The organism is Brevundimonas huaxiensis (genome assembly GCF_014218725.1).
Classification (GTDB): Bacteria; Pseudomonadota; Alphaproteobacteria; order Caulobacterales; family Caulobacteraceae; genus Brevundimonas; species Brevundimonas huaxiensis.
The window spans coordinates 205,319-223,240 of the sequence record NZ_JABBJE010000003.1 but is presented as its reverse complement, the minus strand read 5'-3'; the positions used below and the strand labels follow the sequence as shown (position 1 = coordinate 223,240).

Below are 17,922 nucleotides of genomic sequence, written 5' to 3'. Positions count from 1 at the left end.
CTCGCCGACTATCGTCAACCGTCGGTCAGACGCGACGCCGGCGCTTTGAACGTCGCCGAGAACCCCTCTACGCCGTAACGAAGATCCGCGCCGCCGCACCCCAACAGCCCTCTTGCGAGCAGCTTGACGCCAAATCCGGTCTTGAGCGGCGGATGGGCCGGCGCGCCCCCGCCTTCGATCCACGTCAGAACCAGTTCACCCTCGTCCAGCCGCCAATCCACGGAAACGCGGCCGCCGGGCTTGCCGAGCGCGCCGTGCTTGAACGCGTTCGTCGTCAGTTCGTGGATGATCAAGGCGACCGTCTGCGCCACACGCGGCGACAGCTGCACCGACGGCCCCGAGATGGAAACCGGCCTGCGCACCAGATTACCGACCGCGTCGCGAACGATCTCGCCGAGGTCGCCGCCATTCCACGCCTTTTCGTCCAGCGTCTGCTGGGTCCGGGCGATGGCGTTCAGTCGCTCGTCAAAACGCTCCAGCACATCGCGATCGACGCCCGACAAGGTGCTGCGGGCGACCGCTTGAACCAGGGCGAGGGTATTCTTCACCCGGTGGCCGCATTCGTCGACCAACATCTGCCGGTGTTGCTCGCCCCGTACCCGCTCGGTCGTTTCGATGGCGATATTGAGAATGCCGACGATCGCGTCGCCGTCCCGTACCGGGCTGTACGACAGTGTCCAGCTGGTGTCTTCCGCATAGCCGTTTCTGACCATCGTCAGCGGCAGGTCTTCCAGAAAAACGGTTTCGCCTGCCAGCGCCCGTTCCGTCAGGGGGCGCAACACGTCCCAAACCTCATACCAGACCTGGTCCAGCGGACGGCCCAGGGCGTTCGGATGCTTTTGTCCGAGCAGCGGCATATAGGCGCCGTTGTAGAGCAGGGTGCGCTCCGGGCCCCACATGACGCTGGCCGCAAAACCCATTCCCATCATCATGTCATAGGTAATGCTCAGCGCGGGCGACCAATCGCGCCTTGGCCCCAGGGGCGTCGTCGCCCAATCGAACGCGTCAATAAGGGCCGGCATCGGCGCGCCCCCTATTGACGACGGCATTCGACGAGCAACCGACGAATGCAGCTCCAGCATCGATCTGGGATGCGAACCTCATCATCGTCGTTCAGAATAATCGGATGGTTTCGCTTGGCTGATCGACGATCACGCCCGCGACATAGAGTTTGCGCACCAGTTGCTGCGTGCCGAGGATCGTCCGGCTTTGGAAATCGAGCCAGTTCGCGACCAGGGTCTGATCCGGCAGATTGATGTCTCTCTTGCCCGCGACCCGGATCACCAGGCCTGCCTTTTCAAGCTGACCCAGGTGCCGGCGGACCGTTTCGTCGTCCATTGTGGCGGCCTTGGCGACCTCGATCACGCTCACCGGCCCGAACGGCGGGTTCAGGGGGCCGAGACGGCCGGCGTCCGGCTCGTCCTGAACGACCCGCAAGGCGCTTCCGGTGAGATGCGACAGCCAGAGCAGGACGTAGTGCGTCGTCATGCTGATTTCGGGCTTCAGCGACCAGGCGTGCTGGATGCCTTTCAGGACGTGGGCCGTCATCAGCCGCGTCGCCAGGCCGGCGACTGGCCAGGCTGGCGTGACGACCCTGTCGCCGTCGCGGGCGCCGCATGCATTCAGCATCGCCAGCCCATCGACGAACTCCACCGTGGCCAGCAGAAAGGCTTCCATCGCAGACTTGAACGGTTTCGACTGCGACACCTCGGCGCGCAAGACGAAGCCGCCGTCGGTCCGGACCAAGATCCCCCGCTCCACCAGGCCCGCCAGTTTTGTGCGCGCGCTCTCGCGCGGCACGCCCAGGGACATGGCGATGCTGATCGCATTCACAGGCCGCCGCAGGGCGTTCGGCAAAATGCCGGCTCCGATGGAAGGGTTGCGTGCCGCACCTTCGTCATCGGCGCCTCTGACGTTCGCATCCACGACGCCCGCAGTCAGCAGGGCGGATATCAAATCCTCGTCGATCCAGGTGCGGGATGCGGCGATGAAATCGAGCGTCAGCTTCGTATTCAGCCAAGCGACCTGAGCGGCTTGTAAACGCAGAGACATTGCAGACCATCAGAGGCTTCAGCGAACACTGTCGTCCTCGCTCGCGCCCCTGTCGACAAGACAACTACCGAAAATGAGGTTTCGGGACAGAGGCGGAGCGACGATCGATCCACGCTCTGCGGCGCCCCCCTTGCCGTCATTGTTCGCCGACAAATCCGCTTTAGTATCGGGCGTTTAGAGACGGCCTTCATCAATCGACCGTACGTATCCCCGAACGGGATTATGATGTCGACGGGTCTTTGAAAACAGCAGCGCTCAGCAATTGCACCGTCTTGCATTTTGCACGCCCTTTTTCCGCGCTGTGCAATTTCGCTCTGTCGCTGAGTTCAGACGAATTAGACGAATTAGACGGTGTTTTTGTCAGGCGACCGTCTAGGCCGCGAACCCGGCGAACACGCCGATGACCATCACGATGAAGGTCGCAACGACGCTGGACAGCCCGATGGCGATCATCACGATCAGGCCCTTGGCCAGGCCGGGGACCACGCCCCGATACCACCGTCCCCTCCCCATCCGCATGAAGGCCACGATGCCCAGCGCCAGCATCAAAAGGCTGCACGCCGCGGCCAGCGGGCCGGGGCTGAACATGAACCAGGCCAGCGGCAGCAACGGCACGGTCCAGGCGTTCAGATAGGCGAAGGCCGCGCGAAACCCGCATCTCAGGCCCAGGTCCTCGGCGTCCCACAGGCGAAACAGCGGCATGGCCGCCAGGGCGTAGAGCGGCGCCATGATCGGCACGGCCACCAGCGACATCCAGCCGTCGGCGTCCGACATGAAGGCGTCGCGCGACTTGCCCGCTTCCTGAAGCAGGGGGTTCAGCACGTCGGCCGGCATGCCTTCCAGGTATAAGCTCAAGCCCCCGCGCAGGAAGACGATCAGCATCAGGATCGCGTTCAGCGCCAGATACAGCTTCAACGGCTTGGCGTAACGCCCGCCCCCCGTCGGCCCCTCGATCATCCAGGCCTGGAGCACCAGTCGGGGCCGCACCAGCAGGTCGCGCGCGGTCCGCACCTCGGCGCCGCCAAAGCCCAGCGCGTCCTCGGACAGGTCCTTGAACGCCTGTTTGCGCGTCGTCTCGCCGTCGGTCATCGGATTCTCCCCTGGGGGATGCATACACCGCCCGGTTGACCGCGCAACCGCCGATCAGAACCGCTTGGTCAGAACCGCTTGCTCAGGCCAATGCTGACCACCCGCCCGCGCGGATCGGCTACGACCGGGTCATAGCCCAGGGCGAACTGCGCCAGCGGCGGCGCCTTGTCCGCGACATTGACCACCCCGACCGACAGATCGAGATCAGCGCCGATCGTGCGGCTGTAGAGCAGATCGACCGTCGTCTGGCTGGCGATGCTGGCGTCGGTGATCCCGCTGCGATCGTTGGCGTAGCCGTCGGTATAGTGAACCAGCGCCGTCAACGCGTTCGCCCCGCCGCTCCAGCCCACGGCGAACTCCCCGCGATTGCGCGGCAGGGACCGGCCGATGTTGTTCAGGTTGGTCGAACCGACGCCCGACACCTTGGCGGCCGACGCGTCCAGCCGGATGTCATAGGCGTCCACATAGGTCCACGTCGCCGAGGCCGTCGCCTCCCCGCCCCACAGGCCGCGCCGATAGCGGGCCGACAGGTCGATCCCTTGGGTCTCGATGGACGAGGCGTTGATGAAATAAAGCTGGACGAAGGTCAGGGCGCCGCTGGCCGAGCGGGTAATGCGGCTCTGCGCCTCCGTGCCGGTCCGCCCCGCCGCCGTATCGGCCGCCGCCTGGTTGATGATGGCCTGGGCCGACTCCTTGACCACCTGATCGGCATAGTCGAACCGCCAGGCGTCCACGCCCAGTTCCAGCCCGTCGATCGGCGTCCAGACTGCGCCCAGGTTCAGGCTCTCGGACTTCTCGGGCTTCAGGTCGGCTCGGCCCGAGGTCAGGGTGTTGACGAAGACGAACGCCCCCCGGTCGAAGACCGACGGCTGCGACGCCTGCGCCCCCGACTGGGCATAGACCGACGGCGCCCGGAACCCCTGCCCCCACGACGCACGCAGGGCCAGGGCATCGGTGACGTCCCACCGGATCGCGGCCTTGGGGCTGAACCGGCCCTCGTTGCCGTCGTAGGATTCGTAGCGCCCGGCCAACTGCGCCTCGATCCGGTCGCCCAGATGGAGGCGGGCTTCGGCGAACGCGGCCAGAGCTTCCTGATCGCCGTCGAAATCCGGCGACACGCCCGCCGTCAGCAGATCGCCCCGGTTCACCAGATCGCTCCAGTCGTGACGGAAGCCGCTGCGGCGATATTGGGCGCCGACGGCGACATCGATCGATCCGCCGGCCCAGGCCAGGGCCTCGCCGCTGGTGGAGGCGTCCGCCGTCGTCAGGGTCGCCGCGCCCCGCAGGCCGGTCGAGCCGATAAGGCTGTCGATCAGGGCGGCGCTGTTCGCCGTTCCGGTCCCCAGATAGGCGCTGCCGAACGGGTTGAAATACTGGCAACCCCCGACGCCGGGCGTCCCCGTCGCGGGATTGCAGCCCGCTCCGGCCAGGCCGTTCAGCGCATTCTGCAAGGCGCTGCCGATGGTGTCGGGCTTGTCATAGGCGACGTGCTGGCGGCTGCTGGTCGCGGACAGGTTCCAGGTCCAGCCATTGCCGAAGCGCCCATCCAGCCCGGCCGCCAGACGCCAGGTGCGATAGTCGAACTCCGCTTGCGACGCGCCGGCCTCCGCCCCCAGCAGCCGCCCCCGGAACAGCACCGCCTCGCCGAACGGATTGTCGGGATGACTCGCCGGGACCGTCAGCGACCGCGCCAGGATCGGCAGCGACGGCGACTGGCGCGCGATGGTGTTCGTCGCCGACCACGCCCCTTGCAGCGACAGGGTCATGTCGCCCACAGGCCGCCGGTAGTCCGCGAACAGCTGCGTGCGGGTCTCCTCCGGGGCCAGGTCGAAGAAGTCGGAATAGTCCAGCCGACAGAAGCTGTCGGTCGGCGTGTTCAGATAGGCGCTGCCGAACGCCGTATTGCCGCACGCCGGATCGGGCGAAAAACCGTTGCGGCTAGGTCGGAAATAGGAGCCCGGCTGGCCATAGCTGGTCACGGCCGTCCAGGCCGCGCGGCCATAGCGTTCGGCCTGGGTGAAGTCCCGCTCGTCGGAACCCAGGGCCGAGCGATGGAAATGCGAAGCCGCCAGCGTCAGGTCGCCGCCCAGCAGGCCGAACCCGCCGAGCGCCTCGATCACGCTCTCTTCCGACCCGTCGGCGACGGCGTATTTGGCGCTGATCTCGGGGCGGTCCACGCCCCGCCGGGTGATGAAGTTGACCACGCCCGCCACCGCGTCCGAGCCATAGACCGCCGAGGCGCCGTCCTTGACCACTTCGACCCGCTGAAGCGCGATCATCGGCACCAGGGAGTTGATGTCGACGAAGCCCGAGCCGTCCGTCGCCACCACGGCGCTGTTGGTCCAGCGCTGGCCGTCCACCAGGACCAGGGTCGAGCCGAGGCCGAGATTGCGCAGGTTGAACTGGGCCGTGCCCGAACTCTGCGGCTGGTTCAGCTGATCGACCTGGGCCTCGGAGCCCGAGTTCGCCGTGACCAGCCGGATCAGCTGAGAGGCATCGGCGACGCCGGCGGCGGCGATCGTTTCGCGGGCTACAGTCTCTACCGGGGCGATCCGCTCACCGCCCGCGATCCGGGAGCCGGTGACGACCACATCGTCCACGCGCGACGCCTCCTGGGCCTGGGCGGCCGCAGCCGTCGCCAACCAGGCGATCGAGGCTGTCGTCATCAAGAAGTTGCGCTTTGTCATTCGGATACTCCCCGCCATTGGCAGCGGACTTCTATCCAGCGCTTCGTTTTTGCGAAAGCCCAATTTTGCAGTTTTGCAATTTCAATCGTCGGCGAGACATCGTGCGCCATTGATCCTGCGATGTAACCGGTTACGCTGCGGCAAAACAAAACGGGTCAGGAAAGCAGGAAGCATGGCGAATGTCCGTCTGGTCGACGTGAAGAAGGCGTTCGGCGCCGTCGAGGTGCTGAAGGGCGTCGATCTGGAGATCGCCGACGGCGAATTCGTCGTCTTCGTCGGCCCGTCGGGCTGCGGCAAGTCCACCCTGCTGCGCACCATCGCGGGGCTGGAAGAGGCGACCACGGGCCAGGTTCTGATCGGGGACCGCTTGGTCAACGACCTGTCGCCGTCGGACCGGGGCATCGCTATGGTGTTCCAGTCCTATGCGCTCTATCCGCACATGACCGCCTATGAGAACATGGCCTTCGGCCTGAAGCTGGCCAAGACGGACAAGGGCGAGATCGACCGCCGCGTGCGCGCCGCCGCCGAGGCGCTCAGCATCACCGACTATCTGGATCGCAAGCCCAAGGCGATGTCGGGTGGCCAACGCCAGCGGGTCGCTATCGGCCGCGCCATCGTGCGCGAACCCGAGGTCTTCCTGTTCGACGAGCCCCTGTCCAACCTGGACGCCGCCCTGCGCGTAAGGATGCGCTATGAGTTCGCGCGGCTGCATGCCGAGCTGAAGACCACCATGATCTACGTCACCCACGACCAGGTCGAGGCCATGACCCTGGCCGACCGGATCGTGGTGCTGAACGCCGGTCGGATCGAACAGGTCGGCGCGCCGATGGAGCTTTACGAACACCCCGCCAACCTGTTCGTCGCTGGCTTCATCGGCAGTCCCAAGATGAACCTGCTGACTGCCGAGATCGTCGAGGCCTCGACAACCGGCGCGACGGTGGAGACGACGGCCGGCGAGCCGATCAGCATCGCCGTGGACGCCGCCTCGGCCAAGCTCGGCGATACCGTGACGCTGGGCGTCCGTCCCGAGCATCTGATCCTCAGCGACGACGGCGACGCCCTGAGCGCCGAGGTCATGTTCGTCGAGACTCTGGGCGCCACGACCATGGCGCACCTGAAGCATCCGGCGACGCCAGACACGCTGACGGTTCAGCTGGCGGGCGAACTGCGGGCCAAGGCGGGCGAGCGACTGACGCTGCACGTGCCCGCAAAACAGGCGCACCTGTTCGACGCGGACGGGAAAGCCTTCAAGCGGCTCTAACCCCTCCGTTTCAAGAGAGAAGGCTCAGTTCAGAACAACCCGCCGCGCCCCTGCCGGAATGACCAGTTCGTCGCCCGACCACGTCGCTGAGCGGCCGTCGATCCGAACGCGCTCCGGCCGCCCCTGCCCCGCCGCCCACTGAAGCACGAATCCGGCCGGCGGCGTCGCGCCGTCACCCAAGGTGAGGACGTAGCCCTGGCCTTCCTTGCGATAGGCGTAGGTCAGCGGCCCATAGGCGGTGCGCAGATCCCGCAGGCCGACACCCTCCTTCGTGTCCAGCCACACCTCCGGCACGCCCGCCGCCAGCACCAGAGCGTGATCGCTGTCCCGCTCATAGGCGAACAGATCGAGCGCCGAACGGATATAGTCGGAGCTGATCCAGGCGTGCGGCATGTCGCCGATGAAGCGCGGCTCGCGTTTTTCGCGGCCCACCACCTCGGCCCAGCCGTTCCAGGCCTCGGGCCGACGGTCGGCCATCAGGAAGTCCAGCACCTCCAGCGCCCGGTGCTTCTGACCCAGCCGCACATAGGCGCCGACCAGCCGCCATTCGTAGGGGGTGTAGTCCTTCCACGCCGTGCGATTGGTCAGACGGTTCTGGAAGTTTTCCCAGTAGCGATCGAAGGTTCGCGACAGAAGCTCGTGCGGCAGGTTATCCTGTTCGCCCGCCGGCGACAGGGCGATGGTGGTCGAGGTGGCGTCGAAATCGCCGCGGTCGGCCGCCCCCGCGATCCAGTCGATGCCATGATGCACAGCCGTCGCCGTGATTGAGGCGCGGATGTCGGCGGCGAATTGATCGCGCGCCGCTGCATAGCGTGCGGCGACGTCCGCATCGCCCAGGGTCTCGGCGATGAAGACCGCGTCCTTGTAGCCCAGCAGGCCCCAGAAATCGTCCCAGTAGGAATAGGCCGCCTTGTCCGAGTAGCCCTCGTGGCTGATCGTCGGCGGCAGCAGGCCGTACAGATGCCGCTGGTCCGGCGTCTGGAAGGCCGCCGTGCGGGTCGAGGCGCGCAGCGCGTCCATATAGGCGATGGCCTTTTGCACCTGCGGCCAGACCTGGTGCAGCAGGGCTTCGTCCCTGGTGTAGCGATAGGTTTCGGCGGCCAGGAAGACGAACTCGCCGTGGCTGTCGTTCTCGGGCACCGGATCGGCGCCGCGCGCATCGACGCAGCACGGGACCTTGCCGTTCTCGAACACATAGGGGGCGTACCAGCGCAGATAGTCGGCTGAATGCTCGGCCATGCCCAGCCGGTTCAAACCCTCGGCCATCATCGCCCCATCGCGGATCCAGGAGCGGTTGTAGCTGCGTGTGCCGGGTTGCAGGATCGGTCCCTGACGCGACATCAGCATATGGGCGAGCGACGATTTCAGCGCGTCCTCGATCCGCTGGGCGGCGGGCGGCAGGGTCAGGTCCACCCGGTCCAGCTTCTCGCGCCATTCAGCTGCCAGCCGGGTCTCGACCGCGTCCAGCACAGCCGCCGCCTGCCCCACCGGCTCGGGCGCCAGCGCGTCGCCGGACAGTTGCGACACCCAGCCGACCGTGCGCGTCTCTCCGGGTTGCAGCGTCACCTCGTAGGTCAGGAGGCCGGCGGCCAGACCTGTGGCGTCGGTCGTCGTCATGACCTCGGCGGCCGGTCGGCGCGCGGACGGCAGGATCAGGGACTGCGGATCGCTGCCCGCGTCGAAGGTCGCCAGCGCGACCTGATCCGGGGCCGCCAGCGGCTGCACCCGCACCGTGTCGTTCAGCTTCAGTTCGGCGCCGTCCCAGCCGATCGTCTCCACCGGGCTGACGCCACCGGGAATGGCCAGGAACTGACGCGGCGCATTGACCTGCATCGGGCGGGCGGCCAGGGCCAGCGTCAGGGTGCGCGGCCGGCTGGAGGTGTTGGTCAGGTCGTAGCGGCCCCACAGTTGCGCCTGATAGGGCGGCCCGTCGGCGAAGCTGGTGATCTTCAGCGTCCAGTCGTCGGCGGTCCAGGTCACCGACGGGATCGGCAGATCGCCGTCCTTCAGCCCCTGTTCGATATTGACGTCGGCCCAGGTGATCAGCCGCCCGTTGTCGACCACAAAGGGTTCGATACTGGGCCCGGCGCGACGGAGCTCGATGGCGCCGTCCTCGCCGATCAGGCCGCTCTCCCCGCCCCCATCGACCCCGACCAGGGTCCAGTAGGACTGCTCGCCGGAGAAGCCACGCGGATAGACGCCGCGCCGGTTTTCCTTGGCCACGGCTTCCAGAAACACCGTGCGGTCCGCGCCGAAGGTCAGCGGTTCGACCTCGATCTCGTTCAGCGCATAGGTCGTGGCCTGGGCCGCGCCCAGCCGCTGACCCGCGCCGGACGAGCCGACCACATCGGAGGCGGGAACGGGCTTCAGCGGTTCCAATCTCAGCCAGCGCGCCGTCGCCTCGGGCGTCCGCAACCAGTCGACGCCGCCATTGCCGCCCGTAACCGTCGTCAGCGGCCGCCAGTCGCGCCCGTCCATCGAGGCGGAAACGCGATAGTCACTCGCCGCGCCCCGCTCGCCCCAGCGCAGGGTCAGGCCGCCGAACTCGCGCTCGTAGCCCAGGTCCAATGTCAGGGCCGAGTCTTGGCCCACCGGCGGGGTCCAGGCGGTTTTTGGGTCCAGATCGACGGCGTTGGCGGCGGTCGAGTTCATCTGCCCATCGCTGGCCAACGGCTGGGGCGGAACCGGCGGATCGACCGGCAGGGCGCGCAGGGTCAGTTGGTCGATCTCGACCGAGCCCTTGCCGCCCTCCGCCGCGACCACGACGAACTCGACCCGCTCCGCGCGACGCAGGATGGTTTCAGGGCTTGGCCCCCAGGCTTTGGAAACCTGACGGCGTTTAATCACGAACCGGGTCCAGCCGTCGGGGAAGTCGTAGCGCGCCGTCTGCTTCCACCAGACATTGTCGGCGGAGGCGTCGGTCAACTTGACCTCGAAGGTGTTGGTCGGCCCGGCGCCCCGCACCCAGAAGCTGATCTCGTAGTTGTCGGGCAGGTCGAACGGCAGCGGCCGGCTGAGCACCGCATAACCTGCCTTGCCGTCGAAATCGTAATCGAGCCGCACCGCTTTCCCGTCATGGCCGGCGACGGCGGAGACGGCGGCGTGAACGTCGGTCGAGGCCGTGGCCTCCCACCGCGTCGCATCGTCCATGCTGTCGAGAACGCGCGTCTCCTGCGCGACGGCAGGCGCGGCCAGGGCGAGGGTCAGGACCGAGGCGGCGGCCAGCAGGAGATTACGCATTGGAACTCGCAGTTCTGGTCAGCCCTTCACGCTGCCCGCGAGCATGCCGCGGATGTAGTAGCGTTGCAGGGCGAGGAAGAGGATCAGCACGGGCGCGACCGTGACGACGGCGCCGGCCATCATCAGTTCGATGTCCTGCACATGCTCTCGCGACAGCGCCGCCAGGGCGACCGGCAGGGTATAGTTCGACTGATCCGTCAGAATGATCAGCGGCCACAGGAAGTCGTTCCAACTGCCCAGGAAGACGAACAGGCCCAAGGTCACGATGATTGGCTGCAAGGTCGGCAGGACCACGCGGCGGAAGATCTGGCCCTCGCTGGCCCCGTCGATCCGCGCGGCCTCCAACATCTCGTCGGGAATGCTCAGCGCATACTGGCGCACTAGGAACAGGCCGAAGATCGACGCCAGCCACGGCACCAGCGCCCCGGCATAGGTGTTCACCAGGCCCATCGATTTCAGCATCAGAAACAGCGGCAGGGTGCCGATCTGGGCGGGCACCACCAGGGCGGCGACCAGGAACTGGAACAGCCGCTCGCGCCCGGCGAACTTCAGCTTGGCGAAGGCGTAGCCGGCCGGGACGGTGAAGCTGAGCGCGAGGATCGTCGCCAAGGTCGCCAGGGCGAAGCTGTTCCACAGATACCGCCCCATGCCCTGGTTCAAGAACAGGTCGCGGTAGTGCTCCATCGTCCAGTGAGACGGCAGTAGCGGCGGCGGAAAGACCGCCGCCTCGCCCGTCGCCATGAAGCTGACCGACACCATCCAGACCAGCGGGAAGAGCACGATCAGGGCGATGAGGCCCACGGCCAGATTGAGCAGGATGGCGCGGATTTTCATTGATACGCCCCCACCCGCTTGGCGACCGCCAGCTGGACCAGGGTGATCGCCAGGATGCACAGGAACAGGACGAAGGCGACGGCGCTGGCGGAGCCCAGATTCCACCATTTGAAGCCCTCTTCGTACATGAAGTAGAGCACCGTCACCGTGCTCTGGGCCGGTCCGCCTTGGGTCATCACATAGGGTTCGGCGAACAGCTGGAAGAAGCTGGCGACCGAGATGATCGAAACCAGCAGCATGGTCGGCGCGATGGCCGGCAGGGTGACATGGCGGAACTGCTTCCATGGGCCGGCGCCGTCGATGCGAGCGGCCTCGTACAGGTCGTCCGGCACGGTCTGAAGCACCGCCAGGAAGATCAGCATATTGTAGCCGAAGATCTTCCACACCACGAACATCAAGATCGCCGGAATGGAAGTGGATGGGTCGCCCAGCCAATCCACGGCGGGCAGACCGATGCTCTCCAGACCCCAATTGATGACGCCGTACCGGGTATGCAGCAGATAGCGCCACACCACGGCCGTCGCGACCAGGGTCGTGACATAGGGGGCGAAGAACATGACCCGCCAGATCGGCCGCCACTTTACCACCCGCGCATTCAGGATCACCGCCGCCGCCAGGGACGCGGCGATGGACAGGGGCACGCCCAGCACCGCGAAGGTCAGGGTGTTCTTCATCGCCCCCCAGAACAGGGGATTGGTCAACAGCCGCTGATAGTTCTGCAAGCCGACGAACCGCAGATTGTCCAGGTTCGCCAGGGCGTAGATGTCGAAATCAGTCAGGCTGAGCAGCAGGGCCGCGATCACCGGAATGGCGAAGAACAGGCCGATGGCAAGCATAGCCGGGGCGACGAAGGCCCATGCGGCCCGTTCGCGGGCGCCGCGTCCGCGCGACGGCTTCACTTTGACCAGTGTCGGATCGACGACGGTCATACGGCCCTGCCCTGTTCCATCATCCAGCGACGCTTCTCCAGAAGGCGGTCGGCACGACGGTCGATCTCGGCGGCGGCGGCTTCAGGCGTGTATTCGCCGCGCACCATCCGTTCGGCGACGATCTGCATCTCGGTCACGATCCGCTCCCATTCCGGCACCTTGGGCACGGCCTTGGCGCGCGCCAGTTGCCCCCGGAACGGCGCCAGCATCGGATCACGCTCGACGCCTGCGATGTCCCAGGCGCTCTGGCGTGCGGGCAGGTCGCCGACGATGGTGTTGAACCGGGCCTGCACAGCCGGCTCGGACAGATAGCGGACCAGGGCCCAGGCCGCCTCCTGATGCGGGGAGGATTTGAAGACCGCCAGGCTGGACCCGCCCGGCGCCGAGGCGCCCAGGCCATTCGGTCCCGGCACGCCCGCCGTGGCCCAGTTCGGCTGGAACGACGCGGGCAGCTTGCTGCGGAAATCGCCGACGCTCCACGGCCCGGAGAAGTAGAAGCTGAAATAGCCCCTGGCGAACTCGGTCCAGACGTTGGAGATCTGCGTTGACGAGGCCAGCGGCGCCAACTGCTCGTCGAACAGGCTGCGATAGAAGGCCAGGGCCGCGATGAAGCCGGGGCTGGAGAAGTTTCCGCGCGTGTCGCGATCCCTCAGCAGCGGCTCGTCGATCTGAAGCCCGAAGGTCAAAAGCTGTTCGAACTCGTTCAACGGCAGCAGGATGGCGTAGTTGCCGTCGCCCGCCACACGCTTGATCGCATGCATGGCCCGCTTCCATTCGGCCCAGTCCTCGGGCGGCGCATCGAACCCGGCACGCGCCAGCAGATCCTTGCGATAGAACAGCAGCCGCGTATCGACATACCAGGGCGTGGTCATGGCGCGGCCGGCGATCTCATTCGTCTCCAGCACCGCCGGAAACTGGTCGGTCAGCAGGTTCGCGGCCTCAGGCGGGGTCGGCGACAGGGCGCCGATGGCGGTCAGCTCCGCCACCCAGGTATTGCCGATCTGGCTGACGTCGGGCAGCGACGCCCCGGCGTAGGCGGTCAGCAGCTTCTCGTGCGCCGCCGTCCACGGCAGGGGCTGGACCGAGACGCGGACGCCCGGATTGCGGCGCTCGAACTCGGGCATCAGCTGGCCCACCGTCCCGCCCTCATTACCCATGGCCCAGAAGCGCAGCACGGTCTCGCCGTCGCGGCGTGGGGTGCAGGCCGCAGCCGCCCCTCCCGCCATCAGGGCCAGAGCGCTGCGTCTATCAAGATTGGGCCTGGGGGCCGTCAAACTCATCCGTTCATCCAGCCGCCGGTGAAGCCCGCGATGTCGAGCGCGCGGCGGATATTGGGCTCGCCGCGCATATAGCGCCAGACGAACTCGGACCTGTGATTCTCGGTCATGATGACGATCGGCCCCTGGTCGATGCCCAGATAGTCGCCGTCCACCCAACCCACGCCGTCCACGATCTTGCCGTGCTGCAGCGGCCCGTCGCGCACCGTCAGGGTCGGGTTGAAGCTGTCGAGGAAGCCCCACTCGGTATAGACGCCCGCGCCGTAGCGCGCCTTCATCGCCTTGACGCAGGGCACGACGATTTCGGGCGCGAAGGCGATGGAGCTGGCCGCCGCCGTCGGCGCGATGGTGCCGTCGTCCCGGTCGCCGGGCCCGCGCGCGGAATAGCTGAAGAACTCGCGCTCCTTGCCGTCGATGACCTGTTTGAAGTCGCCCGGCCCGTCGCAGGCGGTCAGGCCCCAGACCTCGGACGAATAGCCCGCCCAGCCGCCCGGGTTGTCGTGGGCGTATTTCTGCTGGGCGTAGACGGCGCGGCGGCTGTTTTCGAAATAGTCGAGGTATTCGCCCAGCTGGGCCGACTGCCCACGCATCCAGGCGTCCTGAATGCCGCGGAAGTCGATGAACATATGGCTGTACTGGTGCCCGAAGATGGGCGCGAAATTCAGGTGCCAGCTGCCCCAGCGATCCGTCCAGCTCTCGTCATAGCTGGCCGCCCATTCGTGCCAGACATTGACCGACACCGGATGGGTGGGGCTGCCGATGGCCAGCAGCAAGACCAGCATGCCCTCGTTGTAGACGTGCCAGTCGGAGGGAATGAAGCCGCTCTCGGGGTGCCAGCCCATGGTGATGCGGTTGTCGCGGATAACGGCCCACGGCCATTCGATCCGCTCGTAGATGGCTTGAGCCTTCTGACGGATTTTTGCCTCGTCGGCATGACGGCCGTCGAAGTAGCGGGCGGCGAACAGCATACCGCCGATCAACAGGGCCGTATCGACCGTCGACAGTTCGTTGGTCCGGTAACGAAGCCCCGTCTCCATATCCAGGAAGTGGTAGAAGAAGCCCTTGTACCCCGCCGTGCCGCTGGCCTCCGGGCCCTGCGGCAAATCGTGGAAGAAGCGCAGCGTCGTCAGGGTCCGCTCGCGCGCCTCGGCCCGGCTCATCCAGCCGCGCTCGACGCCCACCGGCCAGCAGGTCAGGGCGAAGCCGACCGCCGCCACCGAACAGAAGGACGGCGTGGGCCAGCGATCCGGCGTCAGGCCGGTCCTGCGATCCGTGACCTTCTCGAACCATCGGAACGTCCGCTCCTGAAGCTCCTCGATCTCCTGATCCAGCCGCATCGGCCGTCTCTGCGTCCCATTGACCGCCCCCGTCGCCGCCGCCTGCTGCGCCGCCGCCATCACCGGAAATCCTACGGCCAGAGCCGCCGCGCCTGTGGTGGTCCGCATCAGGAAGTTTCGACGATTCATGGGCACGCTCACTGGGTCTCAATCGAAAAAGAAAGGCCGCCTCGCAACAAGCACGAGGCGGCCCAGGCTCAGGATTTAGAAGGAGTAACGCAGGCCGACCTGGAAGCTGCGGGTCGGCAGATACTGTTCCGTCCCCATGCCGAAGCGCGGGCTGTTGAAGCCCTGATCGAAGGACTTGTAGTTGGTGAAGTTGAAGATGTTGATCGCATCCACGATGAACTCCACCTTCTGGCCGCCATAGACTTCGAAGCCCTTCGTCAGACGCAAGTCGATCTGGCGGTAGGCGAAGTTCAGACCGGGCAAGAAGGCGCGCTTGTCCGGACGACCGCCGTTCCAGCAAATGTTCGGGCCGCCGGCGGGAGCGTTCGGGCAGTCGAACACGGTGTAGGGCAAGCCCGAACCCAGGGTCACGATGCCTGACAGCAGGAAGTCCGCGGGCAGACCGATGGTGCCGGACGCCACGATACGATGCGTTTCGTCGGTGTTCGACGGGAACTCAGGCGACTGTCCAGGCACATTGTAATCGAAGTCGAAGGCGCCATAGCCGGAGTCGCGGCTGCCGTTCTGGGTGGCGTCCATATAGGTATAGGCGATGTTTACGCCCCAGCGATCTTCGGCGTTGTAGTGCTTGTCGGCCGTGAAGTAGATCGCCTTGTAGTCGCGCTCTTTATCCGTGTTCTGGAAGAAGATCAGGTTGCGGAACTGCGGGAAGCCCACCGATCCCGGCGTCGGACCGTTGAACCGTCCGCCCGTCTCCGTCAGGGCATTGGCGATATACCAGCTGGATTCGCCTCTCGTCTTGCCGGCTGCAAGCGTCAGCGCCGTCTGGAACATACCGATCTTCTGGCGCACGCCCAAGCTAAACTGATCGGTGCGAGGCGGCTCGAAGTCGTTCTGCACCAGGAAGACTTCGCCGGCGCCCGGGCTGGCCGCCAGCAGGGGATCAAGACCCTGCGGCGTCAGATAGCTCGGGTTCCAGGCGATGGTTTGGACACCGCCACGAGGCCCGCCCGTGTTCGAGAAGTAGATCGTCTTGTTGAACTGGAAGGGCTTGAACCGCTCGTCGAACGCGAAGTTGAAGCCGATACGATCGTAGTAGCGGCCGGCACCGCCGAAGATGACCGTCCGCTCATCGTCGAAGACGTCGTAGGAGAAGCCGAAGCGCGGTTGGAACGCGCCCTTGAAGGCCTTGCGATCACCATCGGAAATATAATCCGCCGGGTTGAAATACGACGGGAAGTCGTAGTTCGGCAGGTTCTGGATCGCGGCCAGCATGTTGCGAATGGAATCAGGCGTGCGGTAGTCGTTGTTGACCGCATTGTCCTCGTAATCCCAGCGAATGCCGAGGTTCAGCTCCAGCTTGGAGGTGATCTGCCAGTCGTCCTGAATGTATAGGCCTAGAACATTGTTATCGACGTCCGCAGGCGGAACGGCGACTCCCAGGTCAACCGAGACGGGGATATCGCGGCTGCCGTTGATCTCGGGGCGGGCTTCGATGTCGTAGGTAAAGGTGGGGTTACGCCCGAAATCCTTCTGAACGAAATAGTTCTGCATCGAGTATTTCGCACCGATCTTGATCGTGTGCGTACCCATCCACTCCAGATCCGGAATGGTCAGATCGTTACGGATCGTGGTGCTCTTCTGCTCGAGGAACTGAGCATCAGCCCGCCCGCCGGCCGTGAATACGGTAGAGTCGCGGTTGTTGAAGTTATACTGGAACCCCGGCGTCGCTGCGCTGTCGTCGCGGAAGATTACGTACTGGCGCCCATAGTCGGACCCATTGATCACCGACTGTTCATAGCTTGACGTGAAGTAATCGATCGCGAACTCGTTAAGGAAGCGATCGCCCTGATACTGATGGCGCAGATTGAAGGCGATATTTTCGCCGTTGTTGCGCGCCGCGCGGCTGGGCGCATTCTGGCCGCTGGCTCCGCGGATATCTTCTTCCGTCTTGTACTCGCTGCTCAGTTCCAGCCTTTGGCGGTCGTTGATCTGCCAGGACAGTTTGCCGAAGAAGACGTCCTGCTCATAAGGCGTCGAGGTCGTGCCCAGGTCGTTGGCGAAGAAGCTGGTGTATTCGGTGCGGTTGAGGAAGGACTGCGAAATGCGCTCTTCGTCCTTGCGCTCATAGGCGCCGAAGAAGTGCAGCCGGTCCTGAATGATCGGGCCGCCCAGGCTGGCGCCGTACTGGATGCGCTTCAGAGGCGCCTTGGCGTCGCCGCGACGTTCCGAAATCACATCCTGAGCAATCCAGCCGGGATCCTGATAGTAGGCGAAGACGTCGCCGTGAAACTCGTTCGTGCCCGAGCGCGTGACGGCGGTGATGATGGCCGAACCGGCCTGTTCGTACTCGGCCTTGAAGTTCTGGCTGATGACGCGGAACTCTTGCACGGCGCCCTGCGGGAACGGCGTGCCGCGACTGTCGTCCTGACCGGCGACACCGCCGTCGTTAATCAGCGACTTGCGGTTCTGGCCGTCGATGAAGACGTTAATTGCCTGAGCGGTCTGGCCGCCGGCCGAGATCGTCCGCTCGGTGTCGTCCTCGGTCACGCGAAGACCCGGCGCCAGGGCGGCGAAGTTCAGGAAGTTGCGGCTGATCTGCGGCAGGTTATTGATCTGCTGCTGGGTCACGTTGGTGGCGACTTCGGGCGTGCGCACCTCGAAGACCCGGCGGCCGGTGACCACGATGTCGCCGAGCTCAGTCGCGCCGTCGGTGGCGGCTGTCGTCGTCGCTCCGGCGACATCCAGGTTCAAGGTGCCGACCTGACCCAGGGACAGGGTCACGGTTTCTTCCGCCGTCTGGCCGTCCGCGCTGGTGACCTGCACGCGATAGGTGCCGGGGCGCAGGCCGGACAAAACATAACGACCATCGGCGCCGACGCGCGCGCGTGTCGCATAACCGGTGGAGACTTCGGTCGCGACGACCGTCGCGCCCGTCTCGACGGTCTGGCCGTCATAGACCGCGCCGCGCAACGTCGTCGTTGCGTTCTGCGCCTGCGCCCCGCCGACGACCGCCATGCTGATGGCAAGCGCCGATGCGGCGGCCAAGGCGGCCTTACGCGTGTTGAACTGGGTCATCCTGAGCTC

The 17,922-nt window shown here is 65.8% G+C and carries 11 protein-coding genes; 1 reads left to right on the top strand and 10 read right to left on the bottom strand.

Annotated features, from left to right (window positions below):
• Positions 1-14 precede the first annotated feature (14 nt).
• The 4 genes from HF680_RS08410 to HF680_RS08395 all read right to left on the bottom strand — a co-directional run bounded on the left by HF680_RS08410 (position 15) and on the right by HF680_RS08395 (position 5,828).
• Positions 15-1,022 (bottom strand): sensor histidine kinase, encoded by a 1,008-nt coding sequence (locus tag HF680_RS08410; protein WP_185224733.1) that lies wholly within the window; start codon positions 1,020-1,022, stop codon positions 15-17.
• A gap of 91 nt (positions 1,023-1,113) precedes the next feature.
• Positions 1,114-2,052, bottom strand: coding sequence for a winged helix-turn-helix domain-containing protein (locus HF680_RS08405; RefSeq protein WP_185224732.1), 939 nt, complete (start codon positions 2,050-2,052; stop codon positions 1,114-1,116).
• Between the two features lie 372 nt (positions 2,053-2,424).
• Positions 2,425-3,141: a hypothetical protein gene (locus HF680_RS08400; RefSeq protein ID WP_039245249.1), complete on the bottom strand. Its 717-nt coding sequence runs from the start codon at positions 3,139-3,141 to the stop codon at positions 2,425-2,427.
• Positions 3,142-3,209: 68 nt separating this feature from the next.
• Positions 3,210-5,828, bottom strand: a complete 2,619-nt coding sequence (locus HF680_RS08395; RefSeq protein ID WP_045810570.1) for a TonB-dependent receptor domain-containing protein — start codon at positions 5,826-5,828, stop codon at positions 3,210-3,212.
• Positions 5,829-6,000: 172 nt separating this feature from the next.
• Here HF680_RS08395 and HF680_RS08390 point away from each other — a divergent pair, with 172 nt between their 5' ends.
• On the top strand, positions 6,001-7,089 hold the full coding sequence (locus HF680_RS08390; RefSeq protein WP_045810571.1) for an ABC transporter ATP-binding protein: 1,089 nt from the start codon (positions 6,001-6,003) through the stop codon (positions 7,087-7,089).
• A 24-nt stretch (positions 7,090-7,113) separates the two neighbouring features.
• Here the strand turns inward: HF680_RS08390 and HF680_RS08385 are convergent, their stop codons facing one another.
• From HF680_RS08385 to HF680_RS08360, 6 genes are all read right to left on the bottom strand, one after another.
• Entirely contained in the window at positions 7,114-10,329 is a 3,216-nt protein-coding gene (locus HF680_RS08385; RefSeq protein ID WP_185224731.1) for a discoidin domain-containing protein, read from the bottom strand.
• 18 nt (positions 10,330-10,347) lie between these two features.
• Positions 10,348-11,163, bottom strand: coding sequence for a carbohydrate ABC transporter permease (locus HF680_RS08380; protein WP_045810572.1), 816 nt, complete (start codon positions 11,161-11,163; stop codon positions 10,348-10,350).
• Positions 11,160-12,092 (bottom strand): carbohydrate ABC transporter permease, encoded by a 933-nt coding sequence (locus HF680_RS08375; protein ID WP_235968895.1) that lies wholly within the window; start codon positions 12,090-12,092, stop codon positions 11,160-11,162. Before HF680_RS08375 ends, HF680_RS08380 begins: the two co-directional genes overlap by 4 nt.
• A complete protein-coding gene (locus tag HF680_RS08370; protein ID WP_197071013.1) occupies positions 12,089-13,372 on the bottom strand; it encodes a sugar ABC transporter substrate-binding protein in 1,284 nt (427 codons plus the stop codon). Before HF680_RS08370 ends, HF680_RS08375 begins: the two co-directional genes overlap by 4 nt.
• Positions 13,369-14,835 carry a glucoamylase family protein gene (locus HF680_RS08365; protein WP_045810574.1) on the bottom strand — a complete coding sequence of 489 codons (1,467 nt, stop codon included), beginning with the start codon at positions 14,833-14,835 and terminating at the stop codon, positions 13,369-13,371. Before HF680_RS08365 ends, HF680_RS08370 begins: the two co-directional genes overlap by 4 nt.
• A 75-nt stretch (positions 14,836-14,910) precedes the next feature.
• Positions 14,911-17,913, bottom strand: a complete 3,003-nt coding sequence (locus HF680_RS08360; protein WP_045810575.1) for a TonB-dependent receptor — start codon at positions 17,911-17,913, stop codon at positions 14,911-14,913.
• Positions 17,914-17,922 lie beyond the last annotated feature (9 nt).